Source organism: Streptomyces xinghaiensis S187 (assembly GCF_000220705.2).
Classification (GTDB): domain Bacteria; phylum Actinomycetota; class Actinomycetes; order Streptomycetales; family Streptomycetaceae; genus Streptomyces; species Streptomyces xinghaiensis.
This window is the reverse complement of the sequence record NZ_CP023202.1, coordinates 3,863,470-3,881,428: the sequence shown is the minus strand read 5'-3', so window position 1 is coordinate 3,881,428 and position 17,959 is coordinate 3,863,470. Positions and strand designations below refer to the sequence as shown.

Genomic DNA, 17,959 nt, shown 5'->3' with positions numbered 1-17,959 from the left:
GCCTCGCGCGGGCGGCGGGCGGGCCTCAGCCGAAGAAGAGGCTCACGGCCCAGAAGGAGACCGCCGCGACGAGCGCCGCGGCCGGCATGGTGATGAACCAGCCCATCACGATGTTCTTGGCCACGCCCCAGCGGACCGCCTTGAGCCGCCGGGTCGAACCCACGCCCATGATCGCCGAGGTGATGACGTGGGTCGTGGAGATCGGCGCGTGGAACATGAACGAGGCGGTGTACATCACCGAGGCGGCCGTGGTCTCCGCGGCGAAGCCCTGCGGCGGGTCGAGCTCGATGATCCGCCGGCCGAGGGTCCGCATGATCCGCCAGCCGCCCGCGTAGGTGCCGAGCGAGAGCATCAGGGCACAGGAGACCTTCACCCAGACCGGGATCTGGTCGCCGTAGTCCTCGACATCGGCGATGACCAGCGCCATCACCACGATGCCCATGGTCTTCTGCGCGTCCTGGAGGCCGTGGCCCAGCGCCATGCCGGCCGCCGAGACCGTCTGCGCGATCCGGAAGTGGCGCTTGGCCTTGTGCGGGTTGGCGCGGCGGAACATCCACAGGATGGCGGTCATGGCCAGATAGCCCAGAGCCATGCCCACCAGCGGCGACAGGAACATCGGGATGACGACCTTCTCGACGACCCCCATCCAGTAGACGGCGATGGAGCCGGCGAGGGCGGCGCCCACCATGCCGCCGAAGAGCGCGTGGCTGGAACTCGACGGCAGCCCGAAGTACCAGGTGATCATGTTCCAGACCACGGCGCCCACCAGGGCGGCGAAGAGGATCGCCATCCCGCGCGAGCCGCTGGGCGTCTCGATCAGGCCCTGGCTGACGGTCTTGGCGACCCCGCTGCCCAGGAAGGCACCGGCCAGGTTCATGACGGCGGCCATCAGCAGCGCCACCCGCGGGGTCAGCGCGCGCGTCGAGACGGAGGTCGCGATGGCGTTCGCGGAGTCGTGGAAACCGTTGGTGTAGGTGAAGCCGAGCGCGACCCCGATGGTGACAATGAGTGCGAAGGTGTCCACCGGGGGTCAGGACTCCTTGACGGCGATGGTCTCGACCGTATTGGCCACGTGTTCGAAAGCGTCCGCGGCCTCCTCCAGCACGTCCACGATCTGCTTGAGCTTCAGCACGTCCATGGCGTCGTACTTGCCGTTGAAGAGCTGGGCCAGCAGCTTGCGGTGGATCTGGTCGGCCTGGTTCTCCAGGCGGTTGACCTCGATCCAGTACTCGGTGAGGTTCGTCATGGTGCGGAGGTTGGGCATCGCCTCGGCGGTCAGCTCGGCGGCCCGCGCCAGCACCTCGATCTGCTGGTCGACCCCCTTCGGCAGCGTCTCGATCTGGTACAGGACGACCAGGTCGACGGCCTCCTCCATGAAGTCCATGATGTCGTCGAGCGAGGAGGCCAGGGAGTAGATGTCCTCGCGGTCGAACGGGGTGATGAAGGAGGAGTTCAGCTGGTGGAAGATGGCATGCGTGGCATCGTCCCCGGCGTGCTCCGCGGCCCGCATCCGGTCGGCGATCTCACTTCGTCCGGCGGGCTCCGCGCCGAGCAGTTCCATCAGGAGCTTCGAGCCGGTGACGATGTTGTCCGCGGAGGCGGCGAACATGTCGTAGAAGCTCGTCTCCCGGGGGGTCAGACGAAAGCGCACGTCGGGTTCCTTGGGGTGCATCGGATGTCGGACGGAGCCGATGCTAAGCGCATCGATCCGGCCACGGTTAACCGGTCGTCCTCCGCCCGGCACCGGACAGCGTACCCAGCCCGCAGTCCCGGAACCCGCTTCCAAATCCGGTACCCTATACCGGGCAGGGGTATATGTGCCGGTTGCACCGGTTCCGCCGCCTTGCCCGGTTCACCACCGATGAGGCCGAGCGCCTCGCGCCACCACGGGAGGACGCCATGACAGCCACGGAGACCGGCGTGCACGGCTACAGCCAGCAGAAGGACCAGCACCTCAAACGGCTCCGCCGGATCGAGGGCCAGGTCCGCGGCCTCCAGCGGATGGTCGAGGAGGACGTCTACTGCATCGACATACTCACCCAGGTCTCCGCCTCCACCAAGGCGCTCCAGTCCTTCGCGCTCCAGCTCCTCGAGGAACACCTGCGGCACTGCGTCGCCGCGGCCGCCGCCGAGGGGGGCCCGGAGATCGACGCCAAGGTGGCCGAGGCGACCGCGGCCATCGCCCGCCTGCTCCGCACCTGAGGGCCGGGTCCCCGGAATCCGGGGAGTCCGGGGAGTCCTGGGGATCCGGGGAGAACGCACGGGGCACGCGCCGGGCGCGGGGAGCGCGGGGAGCGCGTACGAGGACGACCGTCCCGGCCCGGGGCCGGCCGGGGCGCCGCGCCAGGAGCCGCGCGTGCGCCCGGAACCCCGCCGGGGACCGCCCCGCCGGGGAGACGGCTCAGTCGCCCCGCGGGGCGATGCACCGGCCCCGCCGGCCCGGCGGCTTCCCGCCCACCTTCAGCACCTCGTCGATGCGGTCCGGGCTGAGCCGCTCCTCCACCGCCGCCGAAGCCGCGATCATCAGCTCCCCGCACAGCTCGATCTCGGCGAGGGCCAGATGGTCCTGGACCCTCCGGGTGATATGGCAGGACATCGACACCCGTGTCACCTCCTCCTCCACGAGCTCCGACCGCTCGTCCTCGCGCACAGCCCAGCGTAGGGAGCCGGACACATAGCGCGCATGGCACGGACGGACCATTTACCCCCGCCCCACCGGGTACCCCCGCCGGTGCGCGGGGCGTACCCCCGGGCGCACTCGGGGCTCTAGGCACCGGTCACGGCGACCGCCCCCGAGTAGATGTCCCGCTCCGGCGGCAGCTCCACGTCCACCCGCGTCCCGAAGGCGTACAGGACGGTCGTGGAGACCACCTGCAGCTCCGCGCCCCCGCCCCCGGGATTCCGGGAGAGGGTGAAGCGGTGCCGGACCTTCCGCAGCCGCCCCCGCTCGTCCAGGAAGACGTCGAACGGCACCGAACGGATGCGGAAACCGCGCGCCGCGGCGCGGAGGGCCCCGCGCACATGCGCCGCCCGTGCCGCGGCCCGGCGGATGTCGGCCGTGCCCCGGTAGTGGCGTACGAGCGTGCCGTCACGCTCCGCCCGGGCCTCGCCGACATACGTCACCTCGCGGGCGCCGCGCAGGAGCTCGGCCGCCGCCAGGGGGTCCGTCGCGCCGCCCGTCACCAGGTTCCCGTCGGCCAGCGCGGCGGTATGGATCCGCACCCACTTGTCGGCGGGCACCCCCGCCCCGCGGTTCTTCAGGTACAGCTCGCCGGGCGCGAGGACCTCGGTGACCGGCCGGTGCCCCGTCTCGCCGGCCGCGTCCGCCGGCAGGACGACCGTCAGCCGGCCGAGCCGCGCGCCGAAATCGAACCCGCCCGCGCCCCGGATGGTGACCCGGGTGCCGCCGTTGGCGGTCTCCAGGGACGTACGGGCCCGGGAACTGCCGGACCGCACCAGCACATCGGCTGTGCGCTGCACCAGGGCGAGATGGCGGGCCGCCGACCGCTCGTCGGCGGCCACCACTCCCGGGCCGGAACAGCCCGCCGTCAGGCCGGCCGCCAGGCCCAGCACGACGGCCCCGACCTTGCGTCGCTGCACCACCATCGGCTGCGCACCCCCAGGAGACCCGCGGTAACTCGGTGAATTGCCAACGACCGCGCCCGGCCGGTCGTTACGGCGGTACCGTGGCGGGGTGCGCCGGCAAGTTCCCGAGGACCGCTCCGTGCGGGATGAGGACCATCTGACCGAGACCACCGAACGCGGGGCGTTCACCCTGGCCCGCTGCTCCTGCGGCTGGGCCGGCCCCGCGAGACGGGCCCGCGCGAAGGCGCGGGCGGACGCCGCGTCACATCCGGGGAACACCGCGGCGCGGGAGGTGTCCGGGCCGGCGGCCTGACACCCGTAGCCGTCCCGTGGCGTGCGGCCGGGCCGGGTTCCCGGCGGCGGTGACGCGGTGCGCGGCCCGTACCGGTTCCCCGTACCACCGGTTCCGGTGACAGGGGCGGAGGGGTCCGGGCTCGTGCGGGTGTGCGGGCTCCTGCGGGCTCAGGCCGCGAGGTTGCTCTCGTGGTCCTCGGCCGGGTGCGTGCCCGCCGAGCCGCCCCGGGGTCCGGCAGCGCGGGCGGCGCGGCTCTGGACGAGCCAGCCGGCCCGTGAGCCCGCGACCGTGCGGGTCAGCGGGGTGAGCATGGCCATGGCCAGCGGCGCGAGCAGCAGGGTGACCGCCGTGCCGAGGGCGAAGCCGCCGATCACATCGGTCGGGTAGTGCACGCCCATGTAGATCCGGCAGAAGCCGGCCAGCACCGCGAGGAAGATCGCCGCCAGCCCGAACCTGCGGTGCACGACAAAGACGCCGACCGCCATGGCCATCGCCATCGTGGAGTGGTCGCTGACGAAGGAGTAGTCGGTCTTCCCGTCCACCAGGACCTTGAGGCCCTGGTGGTCGAGGAAGGGTCTGGGGCGTTCGACGAAGTTGCGGATGGGGATGTTGACGAGCAGCGCCAGACCGGTGGCGAGCGGAGCCCAGACCAGACCGGCCACGGCGAGCGGAGCGTCCGGCCGCTTCCTGACGGACCACCAGCACCAGACGACCAGCAGCAGCAGCGCGAAGACGGTGCCGTACTCGCCGGTCCACTCCATGACCCGGTCGAACCAGTGCGGGGTGCCGGCCGTCAGGCCGTTGATGTCGTAGAGCAGGTCCACATCGGGGCCCGGCTCTCCCGTGGTCTCCGACACCGGTGACCCCGCCTCCAGTCCAGCCATGTGCCACGGCCCCTTGTCTCTAGCGCTTGCTCATGTCCGTCGATCCGCCGCCCCCGTCAGAAAGAGGAGTCGCCTCCCGCTGTCCCGGCCGGAGAACGGCGGGGACCGGCCGGGTGTTCCGCTCTCCACCGAACGGGCATCGGGCTGTTACCGAAGGGTGACCCGTCGTCGCAGTTCAGCGACGCGGACCCGCGGGGAGTCGGGGAGGCGCGGCCTCATCCGTCACTCTACGGGCCGTCAGCGGCGGCCCGGCGTCCGGCAGCCGGACGGTGCGGGCCCGCGCGTCGCCGCCGCGCCCGCGCTAGGCGGAATCCCGCCGGGGCAGGGCCGCCGCGCCGTCCGCGGTCACTCTGGTGGCACCGAAGTAGTCCGGGCTGTCGATCTTGTCGTAACGGATCTCGGCGCCGGTGTAGGGCGCATTGATCATATAGCCGCCGCCGACATAGATCCCCACATGCCGGATCGCCCGGGAGTCCGTCAGATCGTCGGAGAAGAACACCAGATCGCCCGGGAGCAGCTCGTCCCGCGACGGATGCGCTCCGGCGTTGTACTGGTCGTTGGCCACCCGGGGCAGCTCGATCCCGACGCTCGCGTACGCCGCCTTCGTCAGCCCCGAGCAGTCGAACCGCCCGCCGTCCTCCGCCGTCCCGTCGCCGCCCCAGAGATACGGGGTCCCCAGCTTGTCCTTCGCGTAGTAGATCGCCCCGGCCGCCCGCCCCGACGCCGGCACCTTGGCCGCCGGCGCCTCGAAGCTCTTGGCGAGGGTCGTGATCCGCTTCACATAGTTCTGCGTCTCCCGGTACGGCGGCACGCCGTCGTACTTGAGGACCGCGTACGGGCCCGCGTTGTACGCCGCCAGCATGTTCGCGGTCGGGTCCCCCGGCGCGTCCTTCACATAGGAGGCCAGTTTGCAGTCGTACAGGGCCGCCGACGGAATGGCGTCCTCCGGGTCCCAGACATTGGCCTGGCCGTCGCCGTTGGCGTCCACACCGTGCGCCGACCAGGTGCCCGGGATGAACTGTGCGATGCCCTGCGCGGCCGCGGGGCTCTGCGCCTTCGGGTTCCAGCCGCTCTCCTGGTACAGCTGCGCCGCCAGCAGCGACGGGCTGATCTGCGAGCAGCGCCGGCCCCACTGGTCCACCAGCGCCCGGTACGCGGCCGGGACGGCGTTCTCGGCCAGGCCCCGCACGCTCCCGCCGCCGACGAGGTTCGACGCCGCGGTGTAGACCCCGATCACCAGCAGCCCGAGGAAGCACGAGAGCAGCCCGAAACCGACGCCGACGCCCAGCCAGACCTTCCGCATGCCTCCACCATTCCCCAAAACCCGGCATTCCAGCGGCTGTTCGACGCTGAACGGTACAGCCGGCACCCCTGCGCCCGCGACGGCGCACCGGGGGTCACGCTCGAACACCCGGGCGCATGGCCGGGGGCACGGAGGCAGACCCACGGATCGCCCTTGACCTGGAAGCGGCGGCGCGGTCCCATGCGAGGGAGACCGGGACACGCGACCGGGGACGCCGGTAGCGGGCCCGACGGCACGTCAAGGAAGGACATCATGCCGGAACTCGACTGGCAGCGGCCGAGCTTCGTGGAGGACGGGCAGGAGGAGTACCTCGAAGTGGCCGTCGGGCCGGACGGGATGGTCCACATCAGACAGAGCACCAGCCCCGAGGAGATCGTGACCACCACCCCCGCCAAATGGGACGCCTGGGTGAAGGGCGTCAAGGCAGGTGAGTTCGACCACTTCGTGGAGTGATCGTCCGTCAAAGGCCGTTGCCGGACGTCACCCAGCGTGATACACAGAGTGACAATACACGGCTCGGCCGGTACGGCGGGTGACCTCCGGTGGTGCAACTCCCGCGGATCCGCGCGGGATCCGCCAATAAATGCCACCAAGGCGACGCCCAGCGGCGGAATCGTCGGGGAAGATGGAGAGCGGACCCGTGCCATCCGGCAGGGGCGCAACTACCCACTAGGGGCGGTGAGTTTCACAATGTTCCTGGCAGCCGAAAAAGGCGACATCACCACCATCATCGGCGGCATCGCTCCCGACTGGGGGCCGTTCGGGAGTCTGGGCAACGAGGCCCGCATCATGATCGAGGTCGTGATGGCGATCGCCATCCTGCTCTGCCTGGGCATCGCGATCTGGGGCGCGGCGAAGCAGCGCATCGGAGCCACGGCACTGCGCGACACCTTCAGCGCGGAACAGGGCAAGGGACTGATCGTCGCCGGGCTCACCGGCGTCTTCATCATCGGCTCCCTCGGCACCCTGTTCACCATCGTCTACGGCATGGCCGTGTAGCGACGCCGGCCCGCGCGTCCGCGACTCCGGCGCCCGCTCCCCCGGCCCCTTGACGGGAGCGGTGCGTCCCGATGCCCCGTCCCACCCGTCCGTCGTGCCCACCGGCAGAGGTTGCGTCCTTCTGATGTCCACTCACCACACCCCGCCCCGGCGGACACCACCGGGGCCGGTGCCGCACCCCCACTCCTCCGGCCTTGCCCGCGGCACGTGCCCCCGGGCCGCCTCCGAGAGGTCGTACCCCGCATGAGCCACGGCGACGGCGGATACCGCGGCGACCACCCGGGCGACGGGCCCGGCGGCCACCAGACCCGCACCCGGCTGCCCGACGAGCCGGGCGCCGGCACCTACGGCGGCAGGCGCCCCTCCCGCTCCCCGCGCGGGCTCGTCGGCGTCGTCGGCGTCGTCGTGCTGCTGATCGCCGCCATCGCCTTCGCCAACCGCGGCGACGGCGGCGGGGAGAGCCCCGCGAAGGACGGCAAGGGCGGCCCGGCCGCCCGGGCGACGGCCCCCACCGGCGAACGCCCCGTGACGGGCTCCGAGGCCGGCATCGCCACGGGCTTTCCCCGCACGGAACAGGGCGCGGAGTCGGCGGCGGCCAACTATGTCGTCGCCTTGAGCGGGGACGGGATGTTCGACGCGGAAACCCGCCGGGACATCGTGGAAACGGTCTACAGCCCACGCGTGGCCAGCGAGCGCCGGACCGAGCTGGACAGGGCGTACTCCCGCGAGAAGTTCCTGGCCGGCATCGGCCTGGAGTCCGACGGCAGCGCGCCCGAAGGCATGACGTTCGTCGCTCGCGCCAACCCGGTCGGCACGAAAGTGGAGAAATTCGGCAACGACGCCGCCACCGTGGCCGTCTGGTACTCCCAGTTGTTCGGCCTCGCCGGTGAGGGGTCCAAGAACCCGGTGACCGAAGGCTGGTACACCAACACCCTCGAACTCCAGTGGCTCGACAACGACTGGAAGGTGGCCGACTTCCAGGAGAAGGACGGTCCGACACCCGTCGGCCGTGACCAGGTCGCGTCGTCGGCCGAGGAGATGGCCGAGGCCGTCGAAGGGTTCGGAGGGTTCACCTATGCCCGGTAATCCCCGCCGCGTGCTCACCTTCGCGGCAGCACTCACAGGTGCGCAAGCTCTCTTCGCCCTCACGGCGACCCGGGCGCTCGCCGAGCCGTCACCCGGTCCCACGGAAGACGGCGATGCCTGTGAGGGGCTGCGCGGCGGAGCCGCGGAGTTCTGCGAACGCGAGGACGGATCGGGCGGCGGCAGCACCCCCGCCGATTCCCTCTCCAACCCCCTCGACCCCCTCTCCTCCCTCGCCAAGGGCTGCGCCGACGCCGCCGCCTTCGTCGTCGACAAGCTCTCCGAGGCGGTGGAGAAGACCACCGAGGTCGACTTCACCAACACCGCGTTCCTCAAGCAGTACGCGGTCGTCTTCGCCGTCTCCGCCGTCCTCACCCTGCTGCTCTGGCTGTTCGCGGTCGCCAAGCGCGCCATCCGCGGAGTGCCGTTCACCGAGGCGGTCACCGAGGCCGTCGGCTTCCTCTGGCTGACCGTCCTGGCCTCCGCCTTCACCCCGCTGATCCTCTACACGGTGGTGTCCGCGACCGACGGTCTCACCGAGGTGATCGCCTCCGGCACCTCCGACGACACGAACACCTTCTTCGGCTCCTTCGCCGAGGCGCTGAAGAAGGGCGAGGACATCGGCGGCGGACCGATCATGCTGATCATCGTCAGCCTGGTCTCCGTACTCGCCGCGGGCATCCTCTACCTCGAACTCGTCATCCGGGCCGCGCTCCTCTACGCGGGCGCCCTGCTCGGCGTCGTCGTCTACGCCGGGCTGGTCGACAAGAACATGTGGGGCCACGTCCGCCGCTGGGCGGGCATCATGATCGCCGTCATCCTCGTCAAGCCCGTCATCGTCATCGTGCTCGGGCTGGCCGGCGCCCTCAGCGCCAGCGAGGACGGCCCCAACGCCTTCTCCGCGGTCGTCTCCGGGCTCGCCATCATCCTGCTGGCCATCTTCGCCAGCGCGATGATCTACCGCTTCGTCCCCGGCTTCGGTGACGACATCGTCTCCGCCCGCACCAACCGCAGGGCGGCCACCGACGGTTCCCAGGCCGCCGCCCTGATCTCGTCCCCGGCCGCCCTGGTCAAGCAGGGGATCAAGACCCACAGCACCCGCGGCGGCGGAGGCGGCGGCGAGGCGGCGGCCCCGTCCCGGCCCGAGCCCCGGCCGGCCTCCGCGGTCTCCGGCGGCGTCGCCGCCCACAGTTCGCGCGGCGGCTCGTCCAGCGGGACGGGCGGCGGTACACCGGCCGCGGCCGTGCCCCGCGCACGCGACCGGGCCACCGGCAATTCCTCAGGAGGTGAGCGGACGTGACGACCCAGTCCCATCCGGTCGCGCCGCGGCGCACCTATCTGATCGGCAGGGCCCGCCCGAACGCGATCATCGGCAAGAACCGGGAGACCGGCGAGATCGCCCTGATCATCGCCGGCGCGTTCCTCGGCATGATGTGTGGTCTGCTCGTCCCCGTACTGTCCCTGCGGATCACCCTGCTCACCGGCTTCCCGGCGCTGGCGCTGGCCGCCGTCTACGTGCCGTACAAGCACCGGACGTTCTACAAGTGGTTCGAGATCCGGCGCTCCTACAAGCGGCAGGTGAAGAAGGGGGCCACCTACCGCTCCGCCGCCGCCGAGGCGGGCATACGGTTCGACGGACGCGAGGTCGAGATCGGCCCGCCCCCCGGCATCGGCCGGATCAACTGGCTCTCCGCGCCGTTCGGCCCGGACGAGATCGCGGTGCTGCTGCACGCCGACCGCCGCACCGTGACCGCCGCCATCGAGATCGAGGGCCCGGGCGTCGGACTGCGCGACAGCGAGGACCAGGAGGCGCTGGTCGACCGCTTCGGCACCCTCCTCAAGCACGTGGCCAACGGCGACGGCTTCGTGACGCGCATCCAGATGCTCGCCCGCACCCTCCCCGCCGACCCCGACGCACACGCCAAGGACGTCGAGCGGCGCGGCGACCGCAGGGCCCCGCACTGGCTCCAGGACTCGTACGACCAGCTCCAGTCCATGGTCTCCACCTCCTCCGAGCAGCACCGGGCCTATCTCGTCGCCTGTATGCACTACAACCGCGAACTGGCGGCCGAGGCGCACGCCATGGCCCGCGCGGCCCGCGCGGCGGGAGGCAGCCGCCGGCTCGACAAGGACGCCGGGCTGGCCGTCGTCATGGCCCGGGAGCTCACCGACATCTGCGCCCGTCTCGCCGAGGCCGACATCCGCGTCCGGCAGCCGCTGGGCCAGGCGCGGCTCTCCTCCCTCATCCACTCCATGTACGACCCGGACCACCCGATCGACCACATCCAGGCCATGACGAAGCGCAACGCCTGGCCGGCCGAGCTGGACGCCACGGAGCCGACGTACCTCCAGGCCAAGACCCGCGAGTCGGTCACCCGGGCCCCCTGGTGCCACGCCACGGCCTGGGTGAAGGAGTGGCCGATGACCCCGGTCGGCGTCAACTTCCTGGCCCCGCTGCTCGTCCACACCCCCGATGTGATCCGCACGGTCGCCGTCTGCATGGACCTGGAACCCACCGAGGTCGCCATCGAACGGATGCTGACGGAGAAGACGAACGACGAGGCCGAGGCCAGCCGCGCGGCCAAGATGAACCGCACCGTCGACCCGCGCGACATCGCCGCCCACGGCCGCCTCGACCAGCGCGGCGAGGATCTCGCCAGCGGCGCGGCGGGTGTCAACCTCGTCGGCTACATCACCGTCTCCTCCCGCTCCCCCGAAGCGCTCGCCCGTGACAAGCGCACCATCCGCGCCTCGGCCGGCAAGTCCTATCTCAAGCTGGAGTGGTGCGACCGGGAACACCACCGGGCCTTCGTGAACACGTTGCCCTTCGCGACCGGCATCCGACGTTAGGGGCACTGCCGTGTTCGATCCGCTGTCCGCCGTGACCGAGGCCTTCACCAGCTTCCTCTTCGGGAAGGTGGAGACCACGCGCCTGCCCGTGCGCACCTCCACGGGCCAGGCCCAGGCCGTCTACCTGCCGACCGCCGCCCCCGGCCTCGGCGACTCCGGAGTGATCATCGGACGCGAGGTGTACTCGGGGAAGGGGTACATCTACGACCCCTTCCAGCTCTACGGCCAGCAGCTCCCGGCCCCGCACTGGCTGGTGCTCGGCGAGTCCGGCAACGGCAAGTCGGCGCTGGAGAAGACCTACGTGCTGCGCCAGCTCCGCTTCCGCGACCGGCAGGTGGTCGTCCTGGACGCCCAGGGCGAGGACGGCGTCGGCGAGTGGAACCTCATCGCCGAGCAGCTGGGGATCACCCCCATCCGGCTCGACCCCACCTCGGCGATCAACGACGGCATACGGCTCAACCCGCTCGACCCCTCGATCACCGCCACCGGCCAGCTGGCCCTGCTCCGCACGATCATCGAGGTCGCGATGGGGCGCGGGCTCGACGAACGCTCCGGCTTCGCCCTCAAGGTCGCCCACGGATTCGTCACCCGGACGATCACCGACCGCCAGCCCGTCCTCACCGACATCGTCGAGCAGTTGCGGCATCCCAAGCCCGAGTCCGCCGAGGCCATGAACGTCGCCCTCGACGACGTCCGCGCCTGGGGCCTGGACGTCGCCCTGGTCATCGACCGGCTCGTCGACGGAGACCTGCGCGGCATGTTCGACGGGCCGACGACCGTCGGCATCGACCTGGACGCCCCGCTGATCGTCTTCGACCTCTCGCACATCGACCGCAACTCCATCGCCATGCCGATCCTGATGGCCATCGTCGGCGTCTGGCTGGAGCACACCTGGATCCGCCCCGACCGGGTCAAGCGCATCTTCCTGGTGGAAGAGGCCTGGCACATCATCAACTCCCCGTTCGTGGCGCAGCTCTTCCAGCGGCTGCTGAAGTTCGGCCGCCGGCTCGGCCTCTCCTTCGTCGCCGTCGTCCACCATCTCTCGGACGTCGTCGACGGCGCGGCCGCGCGCGAGGCCGCGGCCATCCTCAAAATGGCCTCCACCCGCACCATCTACGCCCAGAAGACGGACGAGGCGCGGGCCACCGGCCGGGTACTCGGCCTGCCCCGGTGGGCCGTCGAGATCATCCCCACCCTCACCCCCGGCATCGCCGTCTGGGACGTCAACGGCAATGTGCAGGTCGTCAAGCACCTCATCACCGAGACCGAACGCCCCCTCGTCTACACGGACCGCGCGATGACCGAGTCCTCCTCCCTGAGCGACGAGGCGCTGGCCCTGGAGCAGGCCGCCGAAGCGGAGGCCGAGGAGCGCGCGGCGCGCGCCGTCGAGCAGCACCTCGAGGACGAGGTGGTCGGCTCCTCCGAGTCCACGGTGGCCTGAGCATGACGGCAGGGAACAGAGGCGCCGAGCCCCGGCCCGGGAGTGACGGAAGCGGCGGAAGCGGCGGCATCCCGGACGGGCTCCTCGTCGGACTGCTCGGTTTCCTCGTCACCCTCACCGTGCTGGTCTGGTCGGCCGCGGGCCTTTCCGGACTGCTGGCCCACGGCTCCTGGCCCTCGGGCGCCGGCTTCACCGAAACCCCTCTCGCCATGCGGCGCCTGCTGACGGACCCGGGCGATCTGGCCGCCGCCTGGCCCCGGGCCGCGGGAGAACTGTCCGGGCCCGGCCTCTTCTGGGGCCTCCTCATCGGGGAGATCATGGTGCTCACGGTGCTGGCGGTCTTCGCCATCGGCACCGTCGCCCGCTGGCGCGCCACCCGCCGCAGACCCCACACGGCCGGTCCGGACCACACGGGCCGCACCGGCCGCGGGAACGGGCGGCAGGGTACGGACGTGCGGCACGGTCCTGACGGGCCCAAGGCCCGTGCCGGGGACGCAGCGATCCGTGACCTCTCCGCCGGCCCGCCGCACCCCGCGAACGGGCGGACGAGAACCCCCACCGGAGCCGCACCCACCCCGGGCGAACACCCGGCAGGCCACGGCGCACCGGCCCGGGAAGCCGCCCCCACCACCGGCATGACGCCACCCGCAGGCGCCGCTGCCCCGGACCACCCCGGCCCGGGCTCCTCCCATCCCGCCGCCCCGAACGGCACACCGAGCCGCGCCGGTGCCGGCACCCCGTACGCAACGCACACCCCAGCCGCGGCCCCGCACATCCCGGTCCCCCCGGCCCCGGCTCCCGGCCCCGAGGGCCCGAGCACGGCCTCCCCGGGCCCCGCGGTCACCCCGTACCCCTCAACGCCCGCGCCCGGACAGGGCATCGCCACCCCCGGGACACCAGGCCCGATCAACCCGGGCGACCCCGCCGCAGAAAACCTCACCGGTCTCCCCACAGGCCCTGAGGCCGCCGCTGCCCAACAGAGCCCGGCCGCGTCGGGCGCCACCCACCCAGGAACGGCGTGCGGCCCACAGCACGGCGGCCCGTACCCCACGCTCCCCGGCGCCCCGGCGGAAGTTGACGCCTCCGCCCACGTCACCCACGGCCTTCACTTCTTCGGTATCGACGGCGCCCGGGACCGCCTCCGGCTGGCCCTGCGCGCCGTCGCGGACGCCGAAGGCCCCCTCCTGGTCATCACCTCGGACCCGGCTCTCTGGACCGAGAGCAAGGACGCCCGCGCCAAACTCGGCCCCACGCACGTCTACGACCCCGGGCAGCAACTCGACACTCCCTCCCGGCTCCGCTGGTCGCCCGTCAGCGGCTGCGAGACACGCGAGACCGCGGCGTCGCGCGCGGCCGCCCTGCTCGCCCCCGTACGGCCGCAGCACGCCCTCGACTCCGCCACCGCGGACGCCGCGGAGACCCTGCTGCGCTGCTGGCTGCACGCCGCCGCCGTGGACGACCGTCCGATCCGCCAGGTCCACCGCTGGGCCTCCGGAAACTCCGCCCATGAGCCGGTCCGCATCCTCCGCACCAACCGCCGCGCCGCCGCCGGTTCGGCCGGCGAACTGGAGGCCACGCTCACCGCGCACCCGGAACGCCGGGACATGGCCCTGCAGCTGACGGCCCGTGCCCTGTCGGCGCTCTCCTCCGTCCACATCCGCAACGCGTGTAACCCAACACGGGCGGATTCCCTCGCACTGGAGTCATTCGTCACCGAAGAGGGAACGCTTTACGTCATGGGCGAAGCGATCGAGGACCCGCGGACCCACCCGGGCGCGATGCCGTTCCTCACCGCACTCGCCTCGAACGTGGTCGAGCACGGCCGGAGCATGGCCGAACGGTCATCCGCCGGCCGGCTCGACCCACCACTTACCGTCGTCCTGGACGACGTCGCACGGGTCGCTCCCCTCCCGCAGCTCCCCGGGCTCCTGAGCTCGGGCAGCGAGCGGGGCATGCCCACACTGGCCCTGCTCCGCTCCAAGGAGCAGGCCAGAGCCCGCTGGCCCCGGCACTTCCCGGCCGGCTGAGACCGCCGGGGCACCGGGCGACGGGACGGCCTCTATCCGGGAAAACCACCGGACCTTCTCCATCACCCGGGCGAGAAAAGGCCCTTGAACGCGAGAAAGCCCTGTGGGGAACCGGAGTCCCCCACAGGGCTTTCTACTCTTCTCAAGAATTGTTCGGCGGCGTCCTACTCTCCCACAGGGTCCCCCCTGCAGTACCATCGGCGCTGAAAGGCTTAGCTTCCGGGTTCGGAATGTAACCGGGCGTTTCCCTCACGCTATAACCACCGAAACACTATGAAACTATAAGAACCGGACGGCAACACAGTTCGTTGTTTCAGAACCAACACAGTGGACGCGAGCACCTGAGGACAAGCCCTCGGCCTATTAGTACCAGTCAACTCCACACCTCACGGCGCTTCCATATCTGGCCTATCAACCCAGTCGTCTACTGGGAGCCTTAACCCCTCAAAGGAGGTGGGAGTCCTCATCTCGAAGCAGGCTTCCCGCTTAGATGCTTTCAGCGGTTATCCCTCCCGAACGTAGCCAACCAGCCATGCCCTTGGCAGGACAACTGGCACACCAGAGGTTCGTCCGTCCCGGTCCTCTCGTACTAGGGACAGCCCTTCTCAAGACTCCTACGCGCACAGCGGATAGGGACCGAACTGTCTCACGACGTTCTAAACCCAGCTCGCGTACCGCTTTAATGGGCGAACAGCCCAACCCTTGGGACCGACTCCAGCCCCAGGATGCGACGAGCCGACATCGAGGTGCCAAACCATCCCGTCGATATGGACTCTTGGGGAAGATCAGCCTGTTATCCCCGGGGTACCTTTTATCCGTTGAGCGACGGCGCTTCCACAAGCCACCGCCGGATCACTAGTCCCGACTTTCGTCCCTGCTCGACCCGTCGGTCTCACAGTCAAGCTCCCTTGTGCACTTACACTCAACACCTGATTACCAACCAGGCTGAGGGAACCTTTGGGCGCCTCCGTTACCCTTTAGGAGGCAACCGCCCCAGTTAAACTACCCACCAGACACTGTCCCTGATCCGGATCACGGACCCAGGTTAGACATCCAGCACGACCAGAGTGGTATTTCAACGACGACTCCACCCGAACTAGCGTCCGGGCTTCACAGTCTCCCACCTATCCTACACAAGCCGAACCGAACACCAATATCAAGCTGTAGTAAAGGTCCCGGGGTCTTTCCGTCCTGCTGCGCGAAACGAGCATCTTTACTCGTAGTGCAATTTCACCGGGCCTATGGTTGAGACAGTCGAGAAGTCGTTACGCCATTCGTGCAGGTCGGAACTTACCCGACAAGGAATTTCGCTACCTTAGGATGGTTATAGTTACCACCGCCGTTTACTGGCGCTTAAGTTCTCAGCTTCGCACACCCGAAAGCGCACTAACCGGTCCCCTTAACGTTCCAGCACCGGGCAGGCGTCAGTCCGTATACATCGCCTTACGGCTTCGCACGGACCTGTGTTTTTAGTAAACAGTCGCTTCTCGCTGGTCTCTGCGGCCACCACCAGCTCACACCGCAAGGGTGATCACCAGCAATGGCCCCCCTTCTCCCGAAGTTACGGGGGCATTTTGCCGAGTTCCTTAACCATAGTTCACCCGAACGCCTCGGTATTCTCTACCTGACCACCTGAGTCGGTTTAGGGTACGGGCCGCCATGAAACTCGCTAGAGGCTTTTCTCGACAGCATAGGATCATCCACTTCACCACAATCGGCTCGGCATCAGGTCTCACCCTTACGCGGAGGACGGATTTACCTACCCTCCGGGCTACACCCTTACCCCGGGACAACCACCGCCCGGGCTGGACTACCTTCCTGCGTCACCCCATCACTCACCTACTACCCCCTCGGGTCGTCGGCTCCACCACTCCGACCTCGTCCGAAGACTCAGCCGGCGGCTTCACGGACTTAGCATCAGAAGGTTCAGCGCTGGCGCTTCAAAGCGGGTACCGGAATATCAACCGGTTGTCCATCGACTACGCCTGTCGGCCTCGCCTTAGGTCCCGACTTACCCTGGGCAGATCAGCTTGACCCAGGAACCCTTAGTCAATCGGCGCACACGTTTCCCACGTGTGTATCGCTACTCATGCCTGCATTCTCACTCGTGAACCGTCCACCACTGCCTTCCGGCGCGGCTTCACCCGGCACACGACGCTCCCCTACCCATCCCAACGGTCGTTGGACCTCATGCTGGAATGACACGACTTCGGCGGTACGCTTGAGCCCCGCTACATTGTCGGCGCGGAATCACTTGACCAGTGAGCTATTACGCACTCTTTCAAGGATGGCTGCTTCTAAGCCAACCTCCTGGTTGTCTCTGCGACTCCACATCCTTTCCCACTTAGCGTACGCTTAGGGGCCTTAGTCGATGCTCTGGGCTGTTTCCCTCTCGACCATGGAGCTTATCCCCCACAGTCTCACTGCCGCGCTCTCACTTACCGGCATTCGGAGTTTGGCTAAGGTCAGTAACCCGGTAGGGCCCATCGCCTATCCAGTGCTCTACCTCCGGCAAGAAACACACGACGCTGCACCTAAATGCATTTCGGGGAGAACCAGCTATCACGGAGTTTGATTGGCCTTTCACCCCTAACCACAGGTCATCCCCCAGGTTTTCAACCCTGGTGGGTTCGGTCCTCCACACGGTCTTACCCGCGCTTCAACCTGCCCATGGCTAGATCACTCCGCTTCGGGTCTTGAGCGCGCTACTAAACGCCCTATTCGGACTCGCTTTCGCTACGGCTTCCCCACACGGGTTAACCTCGCAACACACCGCAAACTCGCAGGCTCATTCTTCAAAAGGCACGCAGTCACGACCGTGCTCCGAAGAACACGGCGACGCTCCCACGGCTTGTAGGCACACGGTTTCAGGTACTATTTCACTCCGCTCCCGCGGTACTTTTCACCATTCCCTCACGGTACTATCCGCTATCGGTCACCAGGGAATATTTAGGCTTAGCGGGTGGTCCCGCCAGATTCACACGGGATTTCTCGGGCCCCGTGCTACTTGGGTGTCGCACAAGCAAGTTGCTGACATTTCGGCTACGGGGGTCTTACCCTCTACGCCGGGCCTTTCGCATGCCCTTCGCCTACACCAACAATTTCTGACTCGCCGATGGCCGGCAGACCATCGAAGTACGATCCCACAACCCCGTAAGCGCAACCCCTGCCGGGTATCACACGCCTACGGTTTGGCCTCATCCGGTTTCGCTCGCCACTACTCCCGGAATCACGGTTGTTTTCTCTTCCTGCGGGTACTGAGATGTTTCACTTCCCCGCGTTCCCTCCACATACCCTATGTGTTCAGGTATGGGTGACAGCCCATGACGACTGCCGGGTTTCCCCATTCGGACACCCCCGGATCAAAGCTCGGTTGACAGCTCCCCGGGGCCTATCGCGGCCTCCCACGTCCTTCATCGGTTCCTGGTACCAAGGCATCCACCGTGCGCCCTTAAAAACTTGGCCACAGATGCTCGCGTCCACTGTGCAGTT

Annotated in this window: 15 protein-coding genes and 2 rRNA genes; 9 read left to right on the top strand and 8 right to left on the bottom strand. The window is 69.1% G+C overall.

The annotated features are described in order from the left end of the window. Positions 1–25: 25 nt before the first annotated feature. On the bottom strand, positions 26–1,024 hold the full coding sequence (locus tag SXIN_RS16690) for an inorganic phosphate transporter (RefSeq protein WP_019707123.1): 999 nt from the start codon (positions 1,022–1,024) through the stop codon (positions 26–28). A gap of 6 nt (positions 1,025–1,030) precedes the next feature. Beyond that, positions 1,031–1,651, bottom strand: coding sequence for a DUF47 domain-containing protein (locus SXIN_RS16685; RefSeq protein ID WP_030545898.1), 621 nt, complete (start codon positions 1,649–1,651; stop codon positions 1,031–1,033). A gap of 248 nt (positions 1,652–1,899) precedes the next feature. Between SXIN_RS16685 and SXIN_RS16680 the strand changes: the two genes are divergently transcribed. Further along, positions 1,900–2,202 (top strand): metal-sensitive transcriptional regulator, encoded by a 303-nt coding sequence (locus SXIN_RS16680; RefSeq protein WP_019707125.1) that lies wholly within the window; start codon positions 1,900–1,902, stop codon positions 2,200–2,202. Between the two features lie 199 nt (positions 2,203–2,401). Here the strand turns inward: SXIN_RS16680 and SXIN_RS16675 are convergent, their stop codons facing one another. Both SXIN_RS16675 and SXIN_RS16670 read right to left on the bottom strand, forming a co-directional pair. After that, a complete protein-coding gene (locus SXIN_RS16675) occupies positions 2,402–2,596 on the bottom strand; it encodes a hypothetical protein (RefSeq protein ID WP_039820188.1) in 195 nt (64 codons plus the stop codon). A gap of 170 nt (positions 2,597–2,766) precedes the next feature. Beyond that, on the bottom strand, positions 2,767–3,606 hold the full coding sequence (locus tag SXIN_RS16670) for a hypothetical protein (RefSeq protein ID WP_019707127.1): 840 nt from the start codon (positions 3,604–3,606) through the stop codon (positions 2,767–2,769). Between the two features lie 118 nt (positions 3,607–3,724). On the opposite strand from SXIN_RS16670, the gene SXIN_RS31540 reads away from it, so the two are divergent. Further along, on the top strand, positions 3,725–3,898 hold the full coding sequence (locus tag SXIN_RS31540; protein ID WP_019707128.1) for a hypothetical protein: 174 nt from the start codon (positions 3,725–3,727) through the stop codon (positions 3,896–3,898). A gap of 149 nt (positions 3,899–4,047) precedes the next feature. Here SXIN_RS31540 and SXIN_RS16665 read toward each other — a convergent pair whose 3' ends face one another. After that, positions 4,048–4,764, bottom strand: a complete 717-nt coding sequence (locus tag SXIN_RS16665; RefSeq protein WP_039820185.1) for a phosphatase PAP2 family protein — start codon at positions 4,762–4,764, stop codon at positions 4,048–4,050. A 301-nt stretch (positions 4,765–5,065) separates the two neighbouring features. Next, positions 5,066–6,067, bottom strand: coding sequence for a bifunctional lytic transglycosylase/C40 family peptidase (locus SXIN_RS16660; protein ID WP_019707130.1), 1,002 nt, complete (start codon positions 6,065–6,067; stop codon positions 5,066–5,068). A gap of 252 nt (positions 6,068–6,319) precedes the next feature. On the opposite strand from SXIN_RS16660, the gene SXIN_RS16655 reads away from it, so the two are divergent. From SXIN_RS16655 to SXIN_RS16625, 7 genes are all read left to right on the top strand, one after another. Continuing rightward, positions 6,320–6,520 carry a DUF397 domain-containing protein gene (locus SXIN_RS16655; protein WP_019707131.1) on the top strand — a complete coding sequence of 67 codons (201 nt, stop codon included), beginning with the start codon at positions 6,320–6,322 and terminating at the stop codon, positions 6,518–6,520. Between the two features lie 237 nt (positions 6,521–6,757). Then, a complete protein-coding gene (locus SXIN_RS16650) occupies positions 6,758–7,066 on the top strand; it encodes a hypothetical protein (protein ID WP_019707132.1) in 309 nt (102 codons plus the stop codon). A 243-nt stretch (positions 7,067–7,309) separates the two neighbouring features. Then, positions 7,310–8,152 carry a DUF8175 domain-containg protein gene (locus tag SXIN_RS16645; protein WP_095757166.1) on the top strand — a complete coding sequence of 281 codons (843 nt, stop codon included), beginning with the start codon at positions 7,310–7,312 and terminating at the stop codon, positions 8,150–8,152. Continuing rightward, positions 8,142–9,449 carry a hypothetical protein gene (locus tag SXIN_RS16640; protein ID WP_039820190.1) on the top strand — a complete coding sequence of 436 codons (1,308 nt, stop codon included), beginning with the start codon at positions 8,142–8,144 and terminating at the stop codon, positions 9,447–9,449. Before SXIN_RS16645 ends, SXIN_RS16640 begins: the two co-directional genes overlap by 11 nt. Continuing rightward, positions 9,446–10,999: an SCO6880 family protein gene (locus tag SXIN_RS16635; protein WP_019707135.1), complete on the top strand. Its 1,554-nt coding sequence runs from the start codon at positions 9,446–9,448 to the stop codon at positions 10,997–10,999. Before SXIN_RS16640 ends, SXIN_RS16635 begins: the two co-directional genes overlap by 4 nt. 10 nt (positions 11,000–11,009) lie before the next feature. Continuing rightward, positions 11,010–12,440, top strand: a complete 1,431-nt coding sequence (locus SXIN_RS16630) for an ATP-binding protein (RefSeq protein WP_019707136.1) — start codon at positions 11,010–11,012, stop codon at positions 12,438–12,440. 2 nt (positions 12,441–12,442) lie between these two features. Further along, a complete protein-coding gene (locus SXIN_RS16625) occupies positions 12,443–14,467 on the top strand; it encodes a hypothetical protein (RefSeq protein ID WP_019707137.1) in 2,025 nt (674 codons plus the stop codon). Between the two features lie 151 nt (positions 14,468–14,618). Here SXIN_RS16625 and rrf read toward each other — a convergent pair. Both rrf and SXIN_RS16615 read right to left on the bottom strand, forming a co-directional pair. Next, a 5S ribosomal RNA gene (gene rrf, locus SXIN_RS16620) occupies positions 14,619–14,735 on the bottom strand. Between the two features lie 75 nt (positions 14,736–14,810). Next, positions 14,811–17,932, bottom strand: a 23S ribosomal RNA gene (locus SXIN_RS16615). Between the last annotated feature and the right edge of the window lie 27 nt (positions 17,933–17,959).

What these genes read in the sequence shown, in the direction of transcription:
- SXIN_RS16660 (WP_019707130.1), bottom strand. Translation starts at nt 6,067, where the DNA reads ATGCGGAAGGTCTGGCTGGGCGTCGGCGTCGGTTTCGGGCTGCTCTCG.
- SXIN_RS16650 (WP_019707132.1), top strand. Translation starts at nt 6,758, where the DNA reads ATGTTCCTGGCAGCCGAAAAAGGCGACATCACCACCATCATCGGCGGC.
- SXIN_RS16645 (WP_095757166.1), top strand. Translation starts at nt 7,310, where the DNA reads ATGAGCCACGGCGACGGCGGATACCGCGGCGACCACCCGGGCGACGGG.
- SXIN_RS16625 (WP_019707137.1), top strand. Translation starts at nt 12,443, where the DNA reads ATGACGGCAGGGAACAGAGGCGCCGAGCCCCGGCCCGGGAGTGACGGA.
- SXIN_RS16655 (WP_019707131.1), top strand. Translation starts at nt 6,320, where the DNA reads ATGCCGGAACTCGACTGGCAGCGGCCGAGCTTCGTGGAGGACGGGCAG.
- SXIN_RS16665 (WP_039820185.1), bottom strand. Translation starts at nt 4,764, where the DNA reads ATGGCTGGACTGGAGGCGGGGTCACCGGTGTCGGAGACCACGGGAGAG.
- SXIN_RS16675 (WP_039820188.1), bottom strand. Translation starts at nt 2,596, where the DNA reads ATGTCCTGCCATATCACCCGGAGGGTCCAGGACCATCTGGCCCTCGCC.
- SXIN_RS16670 (WP_019707127.1), bottom strand. Translation starts at nt 3,606, where the DNA reads ATGGTGGTGCAGCGACGCAAGGTCGGGGCCGTCGTGCTGGGCCTGGCG.
- SXIN_RS16640 (WP_039820190.1), top strand. Translation starts at nt 8,142, where the DNA reads ATGCCCGGTAATCCCCGCCGCGTGCTCACCTTCGCGGCAGCACTCACA.
- SXIN_RS16680 (WP_019707125.1), top strand. Translation starts at nt 1,900, where the DNA reads ATGACAGCCACGGAGACCGGCGTGCACGGCTACAGCCAGCAGAAGGAC.